Source organism: Dyella sp. 01N448 (assembly GCF_056399225.1).
In genome coordinates this window covers 14,133-29,973 of record NZ_JBFTQX010000010.1, presented here as the reverse complement: position 1 = coordinate 29,973, position 15,841 = coordinate 14,133, and the positions used below count along the sequence as shown (strand labels likewise).

The window sequence follows — 15,841 nt, the reverse complement described above, 5'->3', positions numbered from 1 at the left end:
GTTGCCTCATGTATGGGGAAATAGGTCAGAAAACGAAGCGACGCGGCGGCTCGGCGTGCTTCAAATAGGGCAGGTCGGTCTCAAACAGCGATTCTTCGCGGTAGCGACCATTGCCCTCGTGGGTGAGCAGCAGCACGTGCTGCACCGGCGACTCGCCGCGCACCACCAGCAGGCGGCCACCGGGCTTGAGCCAGCCCAGGAAGCGCTGCGGGATCTGGTACACCGCGCCGGTGACAACCAGTGCGTCGAACAATCCGTTCGGCTGCCAGCCATTCACCGCTTCGCCGGCTTCCAGCGTCACGTTGGCGATGCCTGCGCCAGCCAGGCGCTGGCCCGCTGCAGTGACGAAATCGGCATGGATGTCCAGGCTGGTGACGTGACCAGCGAGCTTGGCCATGCAGGCCGTCAGGAAACCCGAACCCGTGCCGATTTCCAGCACCTGGTCGCTCGGGGTGAGTTCCAGCGCCTGCAGCACCCGGCCCTCGACCACCGGCTTCATCATCACTTCGCCGTGACCCAGCGGCAGGCACAGGTCGGCAAAGGCCAGCTTGCGGTGCTCAGGGGCAACGAAGTCCTCGCGGCGCACGCTGCCCAGCACGTCGAGCACGCGGGCATCCAGCACCTCCCAGGGGCGCACCTGGTTTTCCACCATGTTCACTCGCGCCTGTTCGAAGTTCATCGCCATGTTGCTTAGGTCCTAATGCGAATCGGGAAAAAGGCTAAAAAGGATAAGCGCTTAGCCATCTTCCGACAATGTGCAAAGCCTGCGGGTTCGTACCAACGACACGAAGTGCCGGAAGTCATCGCGCTTGGTTGACGGAAGTCATGCGTGGCGCGGTGTCCGCGGACACTTCGCCATGCCAAGGTTACGCACTACGTCGATGCTTCCCCGTACGCGCGACCACCGTCTGACCAGGGAGTCGCGTGAGTGCATCTTGCATGGCCTGATGCAAGGATGCGTCAAGGCGCTGAACACGGGCCCGGGGCGAGAGGCTGCCGCGGCTCTGTGCCGCGACCTCCAGCCAGGCCAGCCAGCGGGCGATACGGCTGCGTTCGGTGGGGTCAAGCCCGGACAGCGCGGCGCGCGCCGCGAACGCGGCCCGGCGGGCCTCCGCCTGGCCTGGTTCAAGCCAGCAGGCAAGCGAACGCTGGGCGAGTCGATACGCCGGGCTGAGGGAAAGTTCTGCGATAGTGGTGGACATAAGGGAAGCCGTGTATCTTGGCCATGGAAAATAACTAAACCGCCGCGTATACTAAACGGGCGTTATCCATTTGTGAAGCCATTTGTGAAGGTATAGCCATGAGCACGATCCCGCAGACCAAGCCTCAGGGGCCCGGCCGTCCCAAGGACATGGAAAAGCGCGCGGCGATCCTTGAGGCCGCCAAGGGCCTGTTCATCCGCAACGCCTTTGCCGGAACCAGCATGGATGCGGTAGCGGCAGAGGCCGGCGTGTCCAAACTCACCGTCTACAGCCACTTCGGCGACAAGGACAACCTGTTTCGCGAGGTGATCCGCGCGCGCATCCAGGACCTGATCCCCGAAGACACCTACCACTACGACCCCGCCGAAGACATCCGCGTCGCGCTGGAGCGTATCGCCCTGCATCACGTCCGGCTCGACTGCGACGTGCAGAACGTGGGCACCTTCCGCGCCATCCTCAGCGACTGCCGCCAGGGCAACCCGCGCTACGGCAAGTTGCTCTGGGAAGAAGGCCCGGATCGCACCAATGGTCTGATGAAACGCCTGCTGCAACAGGCGGTTGACGACCGCAGGCTGGATATCGCCAACGTGGCCCGCGCCGCCGGCCAGTTCATCTCCCTGATCAAGGGCGAAATGCTGTTGCGCCGCATGTTCGGTTGCGAAGAATGCGCCCAGTCCTACGCCGCTGAGCTCGAACAGACCGCCCGCGATGGCGTGGACATGTTCCTGCGCGCCTATCTGCCGCGCTGATCCCGCCTGATTCAGGCCCGCCAAGGCCGCCGCACTCGCGGCCTCCCTCGCTTCGTGCTCAAATAGCGGCTTGAGGCGGGGGTGCCGGCAACAAGTCGGCTGAGAGAGTCCCTTCGAACCTGATGCGGCTAGTACCGCTGTAGGGAGCTTCGCCGCAATGCCGTAAGGACATTGCGTCCGGTGCCGTCCGCTTCTGTTGCTGAATGCGCGTTTGCATGCGCATCACTCCACACGATCCAGTGTGGACTCCCCAACAAAAGCACGTCCCCTCGGGGACAGCGCCAACGCCCGGACGGACCAAAGCCGATGAATGCCCTGCCCAATGACCTTGCGCGCGCCGCGCAGGAACTCTCCGAAGCCGTGACGCGTCCGATTCCGGGCTCGCGCAAGATCCACGTGCAGGGCAGCCGCCCGGACATCCAGGTACCGTTGCGCGAAATCTGCCAGGCGCAGACGCCGACCCTGTTCGGCGGCGAAGAGAATCCGCCGATCACCGTGTACGACACTTCGGGCCCGTACACCGACCCCGACTACAAGGTGGACCTGGTCACCGGTCTGCCGGCGCTGCGCGCGGGCTGGATTGCCGAGCGCGGCGACACCGAGCAGTTGATCGGCCTGAGCTCCGCCTTTGGCCGCCAGCGCGCTGTCGATCCCAAGCTCGATGCCTTCCGCTTCACCGCGACGCGTGCGCCGCATCGCGCCAAAGCCGGCGCCAACGTCACCCAGATGCACTACGCCCGCCAGGGCATCGTGACGCCGGAGATGGAATACATCGCCATCCGCGAGAACCAGCGCATCGAAGCGCTGCAGGGCAGCGCGCTGCGCACCCAGCACCCGGGCGAATCGTTCGGTGCGGCCTTGCCCAAGCTGATCACCCCGGAATTCGTGCGCGACGAAGTGGCGCGCGGCCGCGCCATCATCCCGGCCAACATCAATCACCCGGAAGCGGAACCGATGATCATCGGCCGCAACTTCCTCACCAAGATCAACGCGAACATTGGCAACTCTGCCGTTTCTTCGGGCATCGCCGAGGAAGTGGAAAAGCTGGTGTGGTCGATCCGCTGGGGCGGCGACACCGTGATGGACCTGTCCACCGGCAAGCACATCCACGAAACGCGCGAGTGGATCATCCGCAACTCGCCGGTGCCGATCGGCACGGTGCCGATCTACCAGGCGCTGGAGAAGGTTAACGGCGTGGCCGAGGACCTTACCTGGGACATCTTCCGCGATACGCTGATCGAACAGGCGGAGCAGGGTGTCGACTACTTCACCATCCACGCCGGCGTGCTGCTGCGCTTCGTGCCGCTGACCGCCAAGCGCGTTACCGGCATCGTCTCGCGCGGCGGTTCGATCATGGCCAAGTGGTGCCTGGCGCATCACAAGGAAAACTTCCTCTACACGCATTTCGAAGACATCTGCGAGATCATGAAGGCGTACGACGTGTCCTTCAGCCTCGGCGATGGTCTGCGTCCGGGCTGCATTGCCGACGCCAACGATGCCGCCCAGTTCGGCGAGCTCGATACGCTGGGTGAACTCACCCAGATCGCCTGGAAGCACGACGTGCAGGTGATGATCGAGGGCCCCGGCCACGTGCCCATGCAGCTCATCAAGGAAAACATGGAGCGCCAGCTGGAGAAGTGCCACGAAGCGCCGTTCTACACGCTGGGGCCACTGACCACCGATATCGCGCCGGGCTACGACCACATCACCAGCGCGATTGGCGCGGCGATGATTGGCTGGTTCGGCACCGCCATGCTCTGCTATGTGACGCCGAAGGAGCATCTGGGCCTGCCGAACAAGCAGGACGTGCGCGACGGCATCATCGCGTACAAGATCGCCGCCCACGCAGCCGATCTGGCCAAGGGTCATCCGGGTGCGCAGGTGCGCGACAACGCGCTGTCGAAGGCGCGCTTCGAGTTCCGTTGGGAAGACCAGTTCAATCTTGGCCTCGATCCGGAAAAGGCGAAGGAATTCCACGACGAAACCATGCCCAAGGATGCACACAAGAGCGCGCATTTCTGCTCCATGTGCGGCCCGAAGTTCTGCTCGATGAAGATCACCCAGGACGTGCGCGACTACGCCGCCGAACACGGCACCGGCGAAGAGTCGGCGCTGGAAGAGGGCATGGCGGAGAAGTCGGCGGAATTCCGCCAGCAGGGCTCCGAGGTTTATCACAAGGCTTGATGTTTCACCTCGTGCCGGCGGTCGCCACCGCCTGCACGAGGTAGAGCACCTTGTGGGAGCGCACCCTGTGCGCGACGGCAACGCTGCGATGTTCCGCTCCGTTGGTTTGTCGCGCACAGGGTGCGCTCCCACACAACGGCCTCACATCCGCACCGCTTTTTTCACCTGCGTTTCGCGCGTCGCCACCTACGGTGCTGGTTCGCCCAGTCAGCCCGATGGAGCCACGCCCATGGCAGCCAAGCCGTTCCTCTCCGATATCGAAACCATCCGCAAGCGCGCCCGCGAACATATCGACAATGGCGCCATCACTTCCGGTTATTCCGCCGATCGCGCGACCGTGGTCAAGATACTCAACGAAGCGCTGGCCACCGAAATCGTCTGCGTGCTCCGCTACAAGTATCACTACTACATGGCCAAAGGCATCCACGCCAAGAGCGTGGCCGCCGAGTTTCTCGAGCATGCGAATGAGGAACAGGGGCACGCCGACCTCATCGCCGAGCGCATCACCCAGCTCGATGGCGCACCCAACTTTTCGCCCGAAGGCCTGCTGTCACGCAGCCACGCCGATTACGTGGAAGGCGACGACCTGGTCGACATGATCAAGGAAGACCTGGTCGCCGAACGCATCGCCATCGACAGCTATCGCGAGATCATCACCTACCTCGGTGCAGCCGATCCGACGTCGCGCCGCATGATGGAAGGCATTCTTGCGATGGAAGAAGAGCACGCCGAGGATCTGGCGACCTTGCTCGACAATCTCGGCAAGAAGGGCGAGCCGGCCAAGCCGGCCAAGGCGCGACCCGAGAAGAAAGCCACCAAGCACTGAGCACAAGTCATCCCGCAGGCGGGTACGTGCGTTGGACAGACTTATTGCACCGGGAGACGCGCCATGGCGACCACGGACAACAACGCCCGCCAGGGACATGGGCTACTAAGGGCTGTATTGACCACGCTCGCACTGGGCGTGCTGCTTGCCAGCGTCGTGATGGCCTGGTGGGTCCGCCGGGCCGATAACAGCGCCAGCATGACGGGGCAGGCGACGGTTTCGGCCGACGCCGGCAGCACGCAAAGCTGAAGCACCATGAAAAACGCCGCCCGAAGGCGGCGTTTTTGGCTTCGATCAGGCCTTCTTGTCGGCCTGGTAACGCTTGATGCCTTCTTCGATTTCGGCCTTCGCCTCATCGGCGCCGACCCAGCCTTCGATCTTGACCCACTTGCCCTTCTCCAGATCCTTGTAGTGCTCGAAGAAGTGGCCGATGCGCTCCAGCCAGTGGCCGGAGACGGACTTGATGTCCTTGATGTGGGAGTAGCCGGCAAAGATCTTTTCCACCGGCACCACCACCAGCTTTTCGTCGCTGCCGGCTTCGTCGGTCATCTTCAGCATGCCCACCGGATGGCAGCGGATCACCGAGCCCGGCACCAGCGGCAGCGGCAGGATCACCAGCGCGTCCAGCGGATCGCCGTCGCCGCCCAGGGTGCCCGGCACATAGCCGTAGTTGCAGGGGTAACGCATCGGGGTCGACAGGATGCGGTCCACGAAAATCGCGCCGCTTTCCTTGTCCACCTCGTACTTGACGGGCTCGGCATCCTTGGGGATTTCGATGATGACGTTGATTTCGTCCGGAACCTTGCGGCCGGCGGGTACGAGGTGCAGACCCATGAGCGTGTCCTTGGCTAGTCAGATGCAAAGACTTGAAAGGATACGTCAAAAGCTGCGCCATCGCAGCCGCGGGGCGGCTTTGCGCCCGGTTCCAGTTCAGCGTGAGACGGGTGCCGAAGCGTGCTCAGGCCTGATATGGCCGTTCGCGTAACCACTTGGTGGCGATCCACTTTTCACCTTTGAGCACGGGCAGGCCGGCATGCAGCGAGGCCTCGTCGCCGGTGTCGTAAGCGAAATAGACGGCTGAACCGCGCATCGCCGTTACCGTGAGGCCGATGCGCGGAAAGGCCGTGCCGCCGCCTTCGTCCGGCGTATTGAGGTACATCACCACGCTGGCAATGCGCTGGCCGCCGCGTGCGGTGACGGCCGAATAGCCCGGTTGGTCAGGATTGAACCAGTCGAAATGTGGCTCGTATTCCTGGCCCGGCTGGTAGTGCAGGATTTGCAGACCCTCGCCGTGACTGACCGGAATCGCGAGCAGGTCGGCAATGCGCTGTTCGATGCGCTGGACCAAGGGTGTCTCGCCGATGGCGAAGAACATGCCCTGGCTGGTGCGGCGTTCATCGGTCTGGTGGCGTCCTTCGACATCCACGGTAAGCGAGCGCGCCAGCCGCGGTTTCGCTTCAGCGACCAGCTCGTCGCATTCCTCCAGCGTGAGCAGGTTCTCCAGTACGCGCACGACCGGCGCTTCGGTGCTCACCGCAATGCGCACCGGATGTCCGTTGACGGTCTCCACCGGCGCCTGCGGATGACGCGTGCGCAGGCCCACGACCTTGGCCTTGGAGGCAGCCATGACCGTAGCCAGCGGCAGGTTCAGTACGCGCGCGACGATCTGGCGGCTCTGCTCGCCGCCGTAGCCGGCGTCCTTGAGCATCTTCAGCAGGTCGCTGAGACTGACGCCGGAGCGGCTGGTGGAAACAATCCATTCGCGCAGTTCGGGACGTATCGTGTGATGGTTCATGCGTCTAAAAAAGCGGCGCCGGCTCGGGCCGGCGCCCTATGTTACGCAGGACGCGCGCTTACTTCACGTGATCCCACAGGTAGGTATAGCCGAGGGCGTTCATGAAGGCCGACTGCTTGTTGTCCGCCGCCGCGCCGTGGCCACCCTCGATGTTCTCGTAGAAGCTGGTGTTGTAGCCGAGCGATTCGAGTTTGGCGGCCATCTTGCGTGCATGCACCGGACCCACGCGGTCGTCGCGGGTGGAGGTGGTGAACAGCACGGGCGGATATTTCTGGCCGGCCTTCGCGTTGAAGTACGGCGAGAACGTCTTGATCCACTCCCATTCCTGCGGCTTGTCCGGATCGCCGTATTCGGCAATCCATGAGGCGCCGGCGGAGAGGTGCGTATAGCGCTGCATGTCGAGCAAGGCCACCTGGCTCACGATCGCGCCATAGAACTGCGGATACAGCGTGAGCATATTGCCCATCAGTAGGCCGCCATTGCTGCCGCCCATGGCGCCCAGGTGTGCGGGCGAGGTGATCTTGCGCTGGATAAGGTCTTCCGAGACCGCCGCGAAGTCCTCGTAGGCACGCAGGCGATTCGCCTTGAGCGCGGCCTTATGCCAGCGTGGGCCGTATTCGCCGCCGCCACGGATGTTGGCAATCACGTAGACGCCGCCCTTCTCAAGCCATGCGCGTCCCACGCTGCCGCTATAGGCCGGCTGCAGCGAAACTTCGAAGCCGCCGTAGCCGTACTGGAGGGTGGGGTTGGTCCCGTCGGCCTTGAGGTTCTTCGGCGCAATCTCGAAGTAGGGCACGCGGGTGCCGTCCTTCGATTCGGCGAAGTGCTGGCTCACGTCGTACTTCGAGGCATCGAAGAAACTCGGGCTGTGTTTGATCGCCTGCGCCTCGCCCTGGCCCAGGCTGCCGTAGTAGAGCGTGGTGGGCTGCAGGAAGCCGGTGACAGTCAGGAAGTAATCGTCGCTGGTGTCGTCATCGACACCGCCGGCGGCGATGGTCGACAAGGCCGGCGCGCCACCCAGCGGCTCGCGCTTCCATGCGCCGTCGCCCGGCGTGAGCACCTCGAGCTTGTTCACCACGTTGTCCATCACGTTGAGGATCAAGTGATGGCGCGTCCACGAATACGCATCCAGCGCCGTGCTATCGGACGGTTCGAACAGCACCGTGATATCGCGCTTGCCGGCCATGTAGTCGTCGAATTTCGCCGCGAGCAGCGAACCGGACTTGTAGGTTTTGCCGGCGACCGTCCAGTCGTTGCGTGGCTCGATCAGCAGCCATTCGCGGTGCACGTCGGTATTGGCATCGTTGGGCACGTCGATCTTGGTGAGCTTGCCGTCCTTGCCGCGCAGATAGGTCTCGCTCTCGTAGAAGGCGATCTGGCGAACCACGAAATCACGTACGAAGCCCGGCGTATTGTCGCGTCCGGCGGACACCGACATATCGTCGTCCCTGGCTTCGTATACCGTGGTCGCGCTCGACAGCGGCGTGCCCCGCTTCCACGCCTTCACAATGCGTGGATAACTCGACTTGGTCATCGAGCCCGGGCCGAAATCGGTGGCGACGTAGAGGTGATCGTTGTCCATCCAGGACACGCGGCTTTTCGCTTCGGGCAGCTCGAAGCCACCCTTCACGAATTGCTTGTCGGTGAGGTCGAACTCGCGCACGACATCCGCGTCGGCACCGCCACGCGACAGCGAGACCAGGCAGCGCTTGTAGTCGGGCTTGAAGCATTCGGCTCCATGCCAGACCCAGTTTTCCTTTTCGCTGGCGGCGAGCGCATCGAGATCGATCACCGTCTCCCACGCAGGCTTGTCCTTGCGGTATTCATCCAGCGTCGTGCGGCGCCAGACGCCCTTGGGGTGATCTTTGTCGCGCCAGAGGTTGTAGTAGCGGTCGCCGATCTTGCTGACCATCGGGATGCGCTCGTTGGAATCGAGCACTTCCAGCAGGCGCGCATCGAGTTGCTTGAACTCGGCGCTGTCGGCGTAGCTCTTCACGGTCTGGGAGTTCTGCTGGCGAACCCAGTCGAGCTGCTTGCTGCCGTCGATGGTTTCGAGCCAGAGGTTGGGGTCTTGGGCGGTGGGGGTGATGTGGTCGGCTGCGTGGGTCATGGTGCCTAGTGTGAGGCCCAGCGCTAGTGCCAGCCAGAGTGTGCTCTTGGAGGTCATGCGGTTTCCTTGGGTGGATGCAGCCGAGGGTTTGAGTTTGGTGGGACTGGGGGCTCGGGGCGCGTGACTAAAGTCAGGGGCAGGGCACCTCAGCGATTCATCTGTGCCGTCATCCCGGCCTGGGCGCGGAGGCGCTTCTCAACAGCCGAATGGCTGGTCATCCAATAACGACGCGCCGCATTTGTCGCGTTACCGCCAGGGTGCCGCCTACGCGGCGGGCGTTTCGATCGGCTGCCGCCGCTCGAGTCACTTTTCTCTTGCTGGCCCAAGAGAAAAGTAACCCAAAGAGAATGGCCTGATAACGCCCGCAGCATCGTGCTGGGATAAGCCCGAATGCTCGAGGGGCGTGGTTGTGGGACAACCTCCGAGGGTACACAGCGGGTACTTCAATGCGCTGCGCAACGCGCCCGAATCCCTGAGGACTGAAAGCCGGGGCTCGCTTCGCATTGCCTCGAGTTTCGCGGTGCACGCCACTTCTCCCTCTCCCCTCCGGGGAGAGGGCCGGGGTGAGGGGCGGGTGCTCGCGAAAAGCTATCCAATCCCCTGCTTTTTTGCTTCGAGCTAAGCCCACCCCTCTTTCGAGGAGTGGGCCAGCAACACCATCGAGAGCTACAGCAGCGGAATCAACAACAGCGCAACGATGTTGATGATCTTGATCAGCGGATTCACTGCCGGGCCCGCCGTGTCTTTGTACGGGTCGCCCACCGTGTCGCCAGTGACGGCGGCCTTGTGCGCCTCGGAGCCCTTGCCGCCGAAGTGATTGTCTTCGATGTACTTCTTCGCGTTGTCCCAGGCGCCGCCGCCGGTGGTCATGGAGATGGCGACGAACAAGCCGGTGACGATGGTGCCGATCAGCACGCCGCCGAGGGCCTGTGCGCCGGCTTCGGGGCCGCCCAGCCACTTGAAGCCGAACACCACCACTACCGGCACCAGCACGGGCAGCAGTGAGGGCACCAGCATTTCCTTGATGGCCGAGCGGGTGAGCAGGTCCACGGCGCGCGAATAATCCGGGCGGGTGGTGCCTTCCATGATGCCCTTGATCTCGCGGAACTGGCGGCGCACTTCCTCCACTACCGCACCGGCCGAACGGCCCACCGCTTCCATCGCCATCGCGGCGAACAGATACGGAATCAGGCCGCCGATCAGCAGGCCGATGATCACGTAGGGATTGGACAGGTCGAAGCGGAAATCGGTGAGGTTGAGGTGCTGGTTGAGGTTGTGCGTGTAGTCGGCAAACAGCACCAGCGCGGCGAGGCCAGCCGAACCGATGGCATAACCCTTGGTCACCGCCTTGGTGGTATTGCCCACGGCGTCGAGCGGATCGGTGACGCCGCGTACTTCGGGCGGTAGTTCGGCCATTTCGGCGATGCCGCCGGCGTTGTCCGTGATCGGACCGTACGCGTCCAGCGCCACGATCATGCCGGTCATGCTTAGCATGGCCGTCGCGGCGATGGCGATCCCATACAACCCGGCCAACTGATATGCGCCCCAGATCGCTGCACACACCGCCAGCACCGGCAGTGCGGTGGACTTCATCGACACGCCGATGCCGGCGATGATGTTGGTCGCATGGCCCGTGGTGGATGCCTGCGCAATGTGCTGCACGGGTTTGTATTCGGTCGCCGTGTAGTACTCGGTGATCACCACCATCGCGCCGGTCAGTACCAGGCCGATCAAGGTGCAGCCATAGAGGCGACCCACGCCGTAAGACGAGTCGGCCATCAGCTGGCTGGTGATGGGCCAGAACGCAATCGCAGCCAACACCGCCGACACTGCCACGCCCGCATAGAGCGCACTCATGATCTTGGTGCTGCGCGCCTTCACGAAGAACGTGCCGATCACCGAAGCCACGATGGACGCACCTCCGAGCACCAGCGGAAACAGCACGCCGTTGCTGCCGGTCTGTTCGGCCATCACGCCGCCGAGCAGCATGGTGGCGATCAAGGTCACCGCATAGGTCTCGAACAAGTCGGCGGCCATGCCGGCGCAATCGCCCACGTTGTCGCCCACGTTGTCGGCGATCACGGCCGGATTGCGCGGATCGTCCTCGGGAATGCCGGCTTCCACCTTGCCCACCAGGTCGGCACCCACATCCGCACCTTTGGTGAAGATGCCGCCACCCAGGCGCGCGAAGATGGAAATCAGCGACGAGCCGAATGCCAGGCCGATCAGTGCATGCAGCGCGTGCATGGTCTCGTAGCCCATGCGGCTCAACACCACGTAGTAGCCGGTGACGCCCAGCAGGGCCAGCCCGACCACCAGCATGCCGGTGATGGCGCCGCCGCGAAACGCGACATTCAACGCGGCGGCCAGGCCATGGCGCGCGGCTTCTGCGGTGCGCACGTTGGCGCGCACCGATACGTTCATGCCGATGTAACCGGTGGCGCCGGACAACAATGCGCCGATGGCAAAGCCAATCGCCGTGCCCCAATCCAAGGCCAATCCAATGATGATGAACAACACGATGCCAACGGCGCCGATGGTGGCGTACTGGCGATTGAGATATGCCTTCGCGCCTTCCTGGATCGCGGCGGCGATCTCTTGCATGCGTGCGTTGCCCGGCGACTGCGCCAAGATCCAGCGCACCGACAGTGCGCCATAAAGAATCGCCAGAACCGCACATGCCAGCACGATCCACAAGCCATACTGCTGCAGCATCGGAGCCTCCCCATGAGTGGTAAACCCAACGTCGGGGACGCCACCGGCTCCCCGACACGGCGGCCGCCCTTGCGGGCGGTCCAGGGGAGTATAGGCAATTGGGATGACGTTCCGTGTTGTGCGGCGCAGCGCTAGGAACGTTCTGATGTGAGTGTGCGCAACATGAATTTCCGACGTGGATGACGGATTGGGCCCACAGATCGACCTGTCTCAGGCCTTCATGTCCCATCAGTACCTGTCGGTAAGGTGCGTGAATGTGATGGGCGCACGCCGTGGAGCACTTGTCGGGACGCATCCGCAGGTTCCGGGCGTTGCGCATCGCCGAAAGATCCAGGGGGAGTCGGCATCCGCCAAGCCCGCTCCTGGTTGCTGTACGACCGATGCAAGCTGGCCCGGACGCTATGTTCCGGCGCCACGCCATCTTTCAGGTCCATCTCGTATTCACCTCCTGAGAGATCCACATGAACCAAGAACAGACCGCCACCGACAGCACCGAAACGACGGCCACCGAAGCCGCACAGACTCACGCCGTCTCCCCTGAGAGCAAGCGCAACGGCAAGCCGTCGTTCTGGCAGACCCGTTATGGGCTGCTACTGGCGCAAGAGTCCAAGGCCACCATGGCTCGTTCGCTGGCCGAATACGGCGAGTGGATCGAACAGGAGCTGGACACGCTCGGTGCCTTGCTCGACGAGGGGCACGTGGCGCTCGAGTACGGCGCTGAATACGGCGCGCAGACGTTGTGGTTGTCGCAACTGGTGGGCGCGAACGGTCAGGTGCATGTGGTTGAACCCCGCCGCTTCGAGCACATTGCGCTGTGCTCGACGCTGGCGCTCAACCAGGTTCGCAACGTTTATCCCTTGCATGCCGCCCTCGGCGACAGCCGCCATGCCACCGTGTTCTTTGCCGCCGCCGATGACCAGCCGGAGGAGACCTCCCGCCAGATCGCGCTGGACACCCTGCGCATGAGCCAGCTCAATCTGATCAAGGTCAATCGCCCGGGCGGCCTGCTGCCGATGCTTGCCGGCGCCGAGGCCACGTTGCGCAGTCATCGACCAAGCATCTATTTCCGCTTGTCCAATACCGACTTGGCCACGGAAGAGATCAACACGCTGAAGTCCATGGGCTACCGCTGCTGGTCGCACCTGCCTTACCTCTACAGCGCGCGCAATTTCGCGGGCAGTACCGCCAACATCTTCCCGGGCTGGGTCAGTCAGAACGTGATTGCGACCCACAAGGAGGTCGCCGCCGAGTTCGTCCACCTCAACGAGCTCTGAGCCAGGTGAGCGCCGCGCGGCCAGCGAAGGGACGATCGCGGGGACGCTCAAGCTGGCGCGTGGTGGAGGCATGCAGCGCGGCTTTGCTGGGGTGCACCGCCCTGGTGGCCTGTTCGCTGGTCAGCCATGTGAACGTGAAGACGCCCCAGCCTGTGCATGAGCTGCCGGAGCCTGCGCCACTGCCCGTCCTGCCGCCGTTCCTGGCCGACGGCGACGGAGTGGCGGAGGTTCTCCCATCGGCACGTGCGGCGGCTTCGCCGGGCGTGCCTGGCGCGCGTGCAGCCGCGGCGCGTCGCACAACGCGGTTTCATTTGTCGCCGCGGGAATCTGCGCCAGAAGGCGCCTCCGTGGATGGGGGCGAGAAGTCGTCATCAGTGGAGCCCGTCGCAAGCATCGCCAGGGCGACACTCGTGCAGCCATCCATATCGGCGGGAAATCAGACGGCCGGCACGCCGCTGGCGTCGTGTTGTGGCGAGGCACATAACCGAACAGGGAAAGTTTCGACGATGTGGCTGCTGGAATGGCGTTATGGGTGGGTTGTGGCGCTGGCCCTGGCCCTGGTGTTGCTGGGTTGCCTGCTGCTTGTGCTGGCGCGTCGCCGCGCGAGGCAGCGGGCCAACAGACGGGCCTTGCCGCGGCTGACCGATGAGGACATCGCCTTCCTCGCACTCAGCTGGGAAGGCGCACCCGCGCCCGATATGGAAGTGGCTCCAGCGCCCGAGCACGCTGAAGTGCTCGAGGCAGCGTCGGCGAGCGCAAGCGATGACGCCATGCCCGCAGCCGTGGCCGAGATATCCTCGCCGCTGGACGCGGTCTTCAACCAGCTCTCCACGCCCGGGGGCGTCTGCGCCACGCGTTCGATCGGCCAGGCATTGCGCGAGCAAGAGCCGATCATTCGTGCCGCCGTCGATATGGGCGAAGGGCCGGGCGTCTCCTTCAAGATCGCAGGCGCCGTGGAATGGCCGCTTTGGGCTCGTCTGTATCACACCGTCCCCGAGGTGATGCCGACCCACACCACGTCGCCCTTGCAGGCGCTGGCTGTCGGCAACCATGAGACGACCTCGTCCATCGTCGAAGCACCCGTGCTGCCCACACTGGAAACCGTCGCTCCCGCTGAACTGCTGGACGCGCTCGAAGCGTTCCTGCGCCAACGTCCCGACGATCTGGAAACCAGGCGGGCCGTGGGACTCAGCTTGTTGGCCGATGCGCAGGATCAGCTTGATGAGCCGACGCGCGCAGGCATGCTCGACGCCAGCATCCGCATCCTGCGTGACGTGGCGCATGCCGATCACGATAGTCTGCCCGTCGTGAAGCTTGGCGAGGCTTGTTATCTGCGCGCGCTGATCGGGCCTGACATCGACGAGGAACTGTTGAACGAGGCCGAGCAAGTCCTTCGCACGGTCATGCAGCAGGATGTTCGGCCGCATTCGGAGGCTGCATGGCAACTGCAGCGCGTATTGCACGCGGCGCCGCGCGGTCTGCCTCGCGGGCGGGTGGCCGAGCGCCTCGAGGAGGCGTGCAGACTGCTGGCCAGAGGCGCGCAAACACCCTGCGGAAACGCGGCCTGGAAGGCAGCGCTGCTGACCACTGAATGGCGTTGGCTGATGACCTGTTGCCAGAACGCGACCGAGCGCCGCCTGCGCCTGCGAGAACTGCATGCGCGATGGTTGCCCGCGATGGAGGCTGAAACGACGGCCGAGGTGCTGGCGGCGTGGGTCGGGCTGCTCTGCGCGATGGCCGAATCGCTTAGCGCGCCACTGGCCCTGGAGCGATACACCGAGGCGCGGGGCGTGCTGCGCCGACTGCTGGCTGACGACGGCGAGAGTGCGCGTTACGCACGAGCCGTGGCGCAGGTGGCGCTGGGCCGGGCGCGTCTGGAGCGTGGTCCGGCGAGGGCTGCGCTGCTGGATCAGGCCGATACGGTCCTGCATCCGTTCATCGATCGCGACGACAGTCTGCGCCTGGAAGCGTGCCGGGTCGCGTTGACTCATGCCCAGGACAAGGACATGGTCGGCGCGCGCAGCTTCTACCTGCGTGCCATCGAACTCGCGCGCCCGCTGACGGCGGCGCCTGCGCTCACCGTCGATGCCCTGCGCTGCATGCTCACGGCCCTCCTCGCGCTCGGCGAGGAAAAGGATCGTCGGGTGTACGCCAAGTGCCTGGAGATCGTCACCGAAGACGACGATACCGACTCGCAGCTGCTTCTGGCGGAGTGTCACCTGCGCAGCGCGGACCACCGCGCGGGTTGCCTGTGCGCCGAAAGGGCATGGCGTGCAGGCGCCGCTTTGCCGTCGACGGTGCTGGCCTTATGGCAGGCCGCTTATCCGGCCTGGGCGGCGCGGGCCGGGCCGTCGGCCGAGCTCGCCAGCAATCGGCAATCGCTGCGCATGGCATCCAGCGCCGCCGGCATCAGTAACCGCGCGGCGCCATGACCACCGATTTCGTGCTGGCGGTTGAACCGATGCGCGTCAGCGAATGACCAGGTCCAGGATCATGCTGTCGCCGATGGAGACCAGCAGGAAGTTGCCGTCGTTGCGCACCCAGCGATAGCCGTAGGGCGGCGGGGCGAGCTGGTAGCCGCGATAGTCGTTGACGATGTACATCGGACCGTCGTAGCGGTAGCCGCGTTCCCAGCGATGCGGGCGGCCGTAATAGCCGCGGTCGCTGTAGTAGCGACGATTCCAGCCGTCGTGACGGTCGCGATCGTGCCAGCCGTCGCGATCATGGCGGCCGCCGTGGTTGTCGTAGCGATCGCCGCGATCATGTCGATCATCATGGCCATGTCCCCGATCGTGGTCGTGCCAGGGGTCGGCCAGCACCGCGCCGCTGCCGGCAAGCAGGGCCAGGGCCACTAGTGCACGGGAAAGGGTCTTCATCGCATCCTCCTGGGATGCCCGCCAACGCCACGGGCGCTGGATCGATCGGGCAGAATCATCGTAAAAATCTGCGTCTGAACGCCGAGCGTGCTTTTTTGAAAGCGTCGTGC

Annotated in this window: 12 protein-coding genes and 1 riboswitch; of the genes, 6 read left to right on the top strand and 6 right to left on the bottom strand. The window is 64.2% G+C overall.

All coding sequences use genetic code 11. From position 1 onward, the window contains the following. Positions 1-25 precede the first annotated feature (25 nt). The gene (locus AC1DKY_RS16255) at positions 26-685 is read right to left on the bottom strand and encodes a protein-L-isoaspartate O-methyltransferase family protein (protein WP_441604791.1); all 660 of its coding nucleotides are present in this window, start codon (positions 683-685) and stop codon (positions 26-28) included. Positions 686-1,300: 615 nt separating this feature from the next. Here AC1DKY_RS16255 and AC1DKY_RS16250 point away from each other — a divergent pair. The 4 genes from AC1DKY_RS16250 (at position 1,301) to AC1DKY_RS16235 (ending at position 5,210) form a co-directional block, all read left to right on the top strand. After that, positions 1,301-1,951 carry a TetR/AcrR family transcriptional regulator gene (locus AC1DKY_RS16250; RefSeq protein WP_441604789.1) on the top strand — a complete coding sequence of 217 codons (651 nt, stop codon included), beginning with the start codon at positions 1,301-1,303 and terminating at the stop codon, positions 1,949-1,951. A 67-nt stretch (positions 1,952-2,018) separates the two neighbouring features. After that, positions 2,019-2,114: riboswitch (TPP riboswitch) on the top strand. Between the two features lie 143 nt (positions 2,115-2,257). After that, entirely contained in the window at positions 2,258-4,135 is a 1,878-nt protein-coding gene (gene thiC / locus AC1DKY_RS16245) for a phosphomethylpyrimidine synthase ThiC (RefSeq protein WP_441604788.1), read from the top strand. Between the two features lie 229 nt (positions 4,136-4,364). Then, positions 4,365-4,961 carry a ferritin-like domain-containing protein gene (locus AC1DKY_RS16240; RefSeq protein WP_441604787.1) on the top strand — a complete coding sequence of 199 codons (597 nt, stop codon included), beginning with the start codon at positions 4,365-4,367 and terminating at the stop codon, positions 4,959-4,961. A 63-nt stretch (positions 4,962-5,024) separates the two neighbouring features. Next, positions 5,025-5,210, top strand: a complete 186-nt coding sequence (locus tag AC1DKY_RS16235; RefSeq protein WP_441604786.1) for a hypothetical protein — start codon at positions 5,025-5,027, stop codon at positions 5,208-5,210. A gap of 45 nt (positions 5,211-5,255) precedes the next feature. Here the strand turns inward: AC1DKY_RS16235 and ppa are convergent, their stop codons facing one another. The 4 genes from ppa to AC1DKY_RS16215 form a co-directional block, all read right to left on the bottom strand. Then, entirely contained in the window at positions 5,256-5,795 is a 540-nt protein-coding gene (ppa, locus tag AC1DKY_RS16230; protein WP_441604785.1) for an inorganic diphosphatase, read from the bottom strand. 124 nt (positions 5,796-5,919) lie between these two features. Beyond that, positions 5,920-6,756 (bottom strand): 2OG-Fe(II) oxygenase, encoded by an 837-nt coding sequence (locus tag AC1DKY_RS16225; RefSeq protein WP_441604784.1) that lies wholly within the window; start codon positions 6,754-6,756, stop codon positions 5,920-5,922. 58 nt (positions 6,757-6,814) lie between these two features. Continuing rightward, positions 6,815-8,923 carry a prolyl oligopeptidase family serine peptidase gene (locus tag AC1DKY_RS16220; RefSeq protein WP_441604783.1) on the bottom strand — a complete coding sequence of 703 codons (2,109 nt, stop codon included), beginning with the start codon at positions 8,921-8,923 and terminating at the stop codon, positions 6,815-6,817. A 609-nt stretch (positions 8,924-9,532) separates the two neighbouring features. Then, positions 9,533-11,581 carry a sodium-translocating pyrophosphatase gene (locus AC1DKY_RS16215; RefSeq protein ID WP_441604782.1) on the bottom strand — a complete coding sequence of 683 codons (2,049 nt, stop codon included), beginning with the start codon at positions 11,579-11,581 and terminating at the stop codon, positions 9,533-9,535. A 461-nt stretch (positions 11,582-12,042) separates the two neighbouring features. On the opposite strand from AC1DKY_RS16215, the gene AC1DKY_RS16210 reads away from it, so the two are divergent. Together AC1DKY_RS16210 and AC1DKY_RS16205 are read left to right on the top strand one after the other, a co-directional pair. Continuing rightward, positions 12,043-12,855: a class I SAM-dependent methyltransferase gene (locus AC1DKY_RS16210; RefSeq protein ID WP_441604781.1), complete on the top strand. Its 813-nt coding sequence runs from the start codon at positions 12,043-12,045 to the stop codon at positions 12,853-12,855. Between the two features lie 506 nt (positions 12,856-13,361). After that, on the top strand, positions 13,362-15,287 hold the full coding sequence (locus AC1DKY_RS16205; protein WP_441604780.1) for a hypothetical protein: 1,926 nt from the start codon (positions 13,362-13,364) through the stop codon (positions 15,285-15,287). A 36-nt stretch (positions 15,288-15,323) separates the two neighbouring features. Here the strand turns inward: AC1DKY_RS16205 and AC1DKY_RS16200 are convergent, their stop codons facing one another. Next, positions 15,324-15,731 carry an RcnB family protein gene (locus AC1DKY_RS16200; protein WP_441604779.1) on the bottom strand — a complete coding sequence of 136 codons (408 nt, stop codon included), beginning with the start codon at positions 15,729-15,731 and terminating at the stop codon, positions 15,324-15,326. Between the last annotated feature and the right edge of the window lie 110 nt (positions 15,732-15,841).

Excerpts from the sequence above, each read along its gene's own strand:
- AC1DKY_RS16255 (WP_441604791.1), bottom strand. The coding sequence starts at position 685 with ATGGCGATGAACTTCGAACAGGCGCGAGTGAACATGGTGGAAAACCAG.
- AC1DKY_RS16250 (WP_441604789.1), top strand. The coding sequence starts at position 1,301 with ATGAGCACGATCCCGCAGACCAAGCCTCAGGGGCCCGGCCGTCCCAAG.
- thiC (WP_441604788.1), top strand. The coding sequence starts at position 2,258 with ATGAATGCCCTGCCCAATGACCTTGCGCGCGCCGCGCAGGAACTCTCC.
- AC1DKY_RS16240 (WP_441604787.1), top strand. The coding sequence starts at position 4,365 with ATGGCAGCCAAGCCGTTCCTCTCCGATATCGAAACCATCCGCAAGCGC.
- AC1DKY_RS16235 (WP_441604786.1), top strand. The coding sequence starts at position 5,025 with ATGGCGACCACGGACAACAACGCCCGCCAGGGACATGGGCTACTAAGG.
- ppa (WP_441604785.1), bottom strand. The coding sequence starts at position 5,795 with ATGGGTCTGCACCTCGTACCCGCCGGCCGCAAGGTTCCGGACGAAATC.
- AC1DKY_RS16225 (WP_441604784.1), bottom strand. The coding sequence starts at position 6,756 with ATGAACCATCACACGATACGTCCCGAACTGCGCGAATGGATTGTTTCC.
- AC1DKY_RS16220 (WP_441604783.1), bottom strand. The coding sequence starts at position 8,923 with ATGACCTCCAAGAGCACACTCTGGCTGGCACTAGCGCTGGGCCTCACA.
- AC1DKY_RS16215 (WP_441604782.1), bottom strand. The coding sequence starts at position 11,581 with ATGCTGCAGCAGTATGGCTTGTGGATCGTGCTGGCATGTGCGGTTCTG.
- AC1DKY_RS16210 (WP_441604781.1), top strand. The coding sequence starts at position 12,043 with ATGAACCAAGAACAGACCGCCACCGACAGCACCGAAACGACGGCCACC.
- AC1DKY_RS16205 (WP_441604780.1), top strand. The coding sequence starts at position 13,362 with ATGTGGCTGCTGGAATGGCGTTATGGGTGGGTTGTGGCGCTGGCCCTG.
- AC1DKY_RS16200 (WP_441604779.1), bottom strand. The coding sequence starts at position 15,731 with ATGAAGACCCTTTCCCGTGCACTAGTGGCCCTGGCCCTGCTTGCCGGC.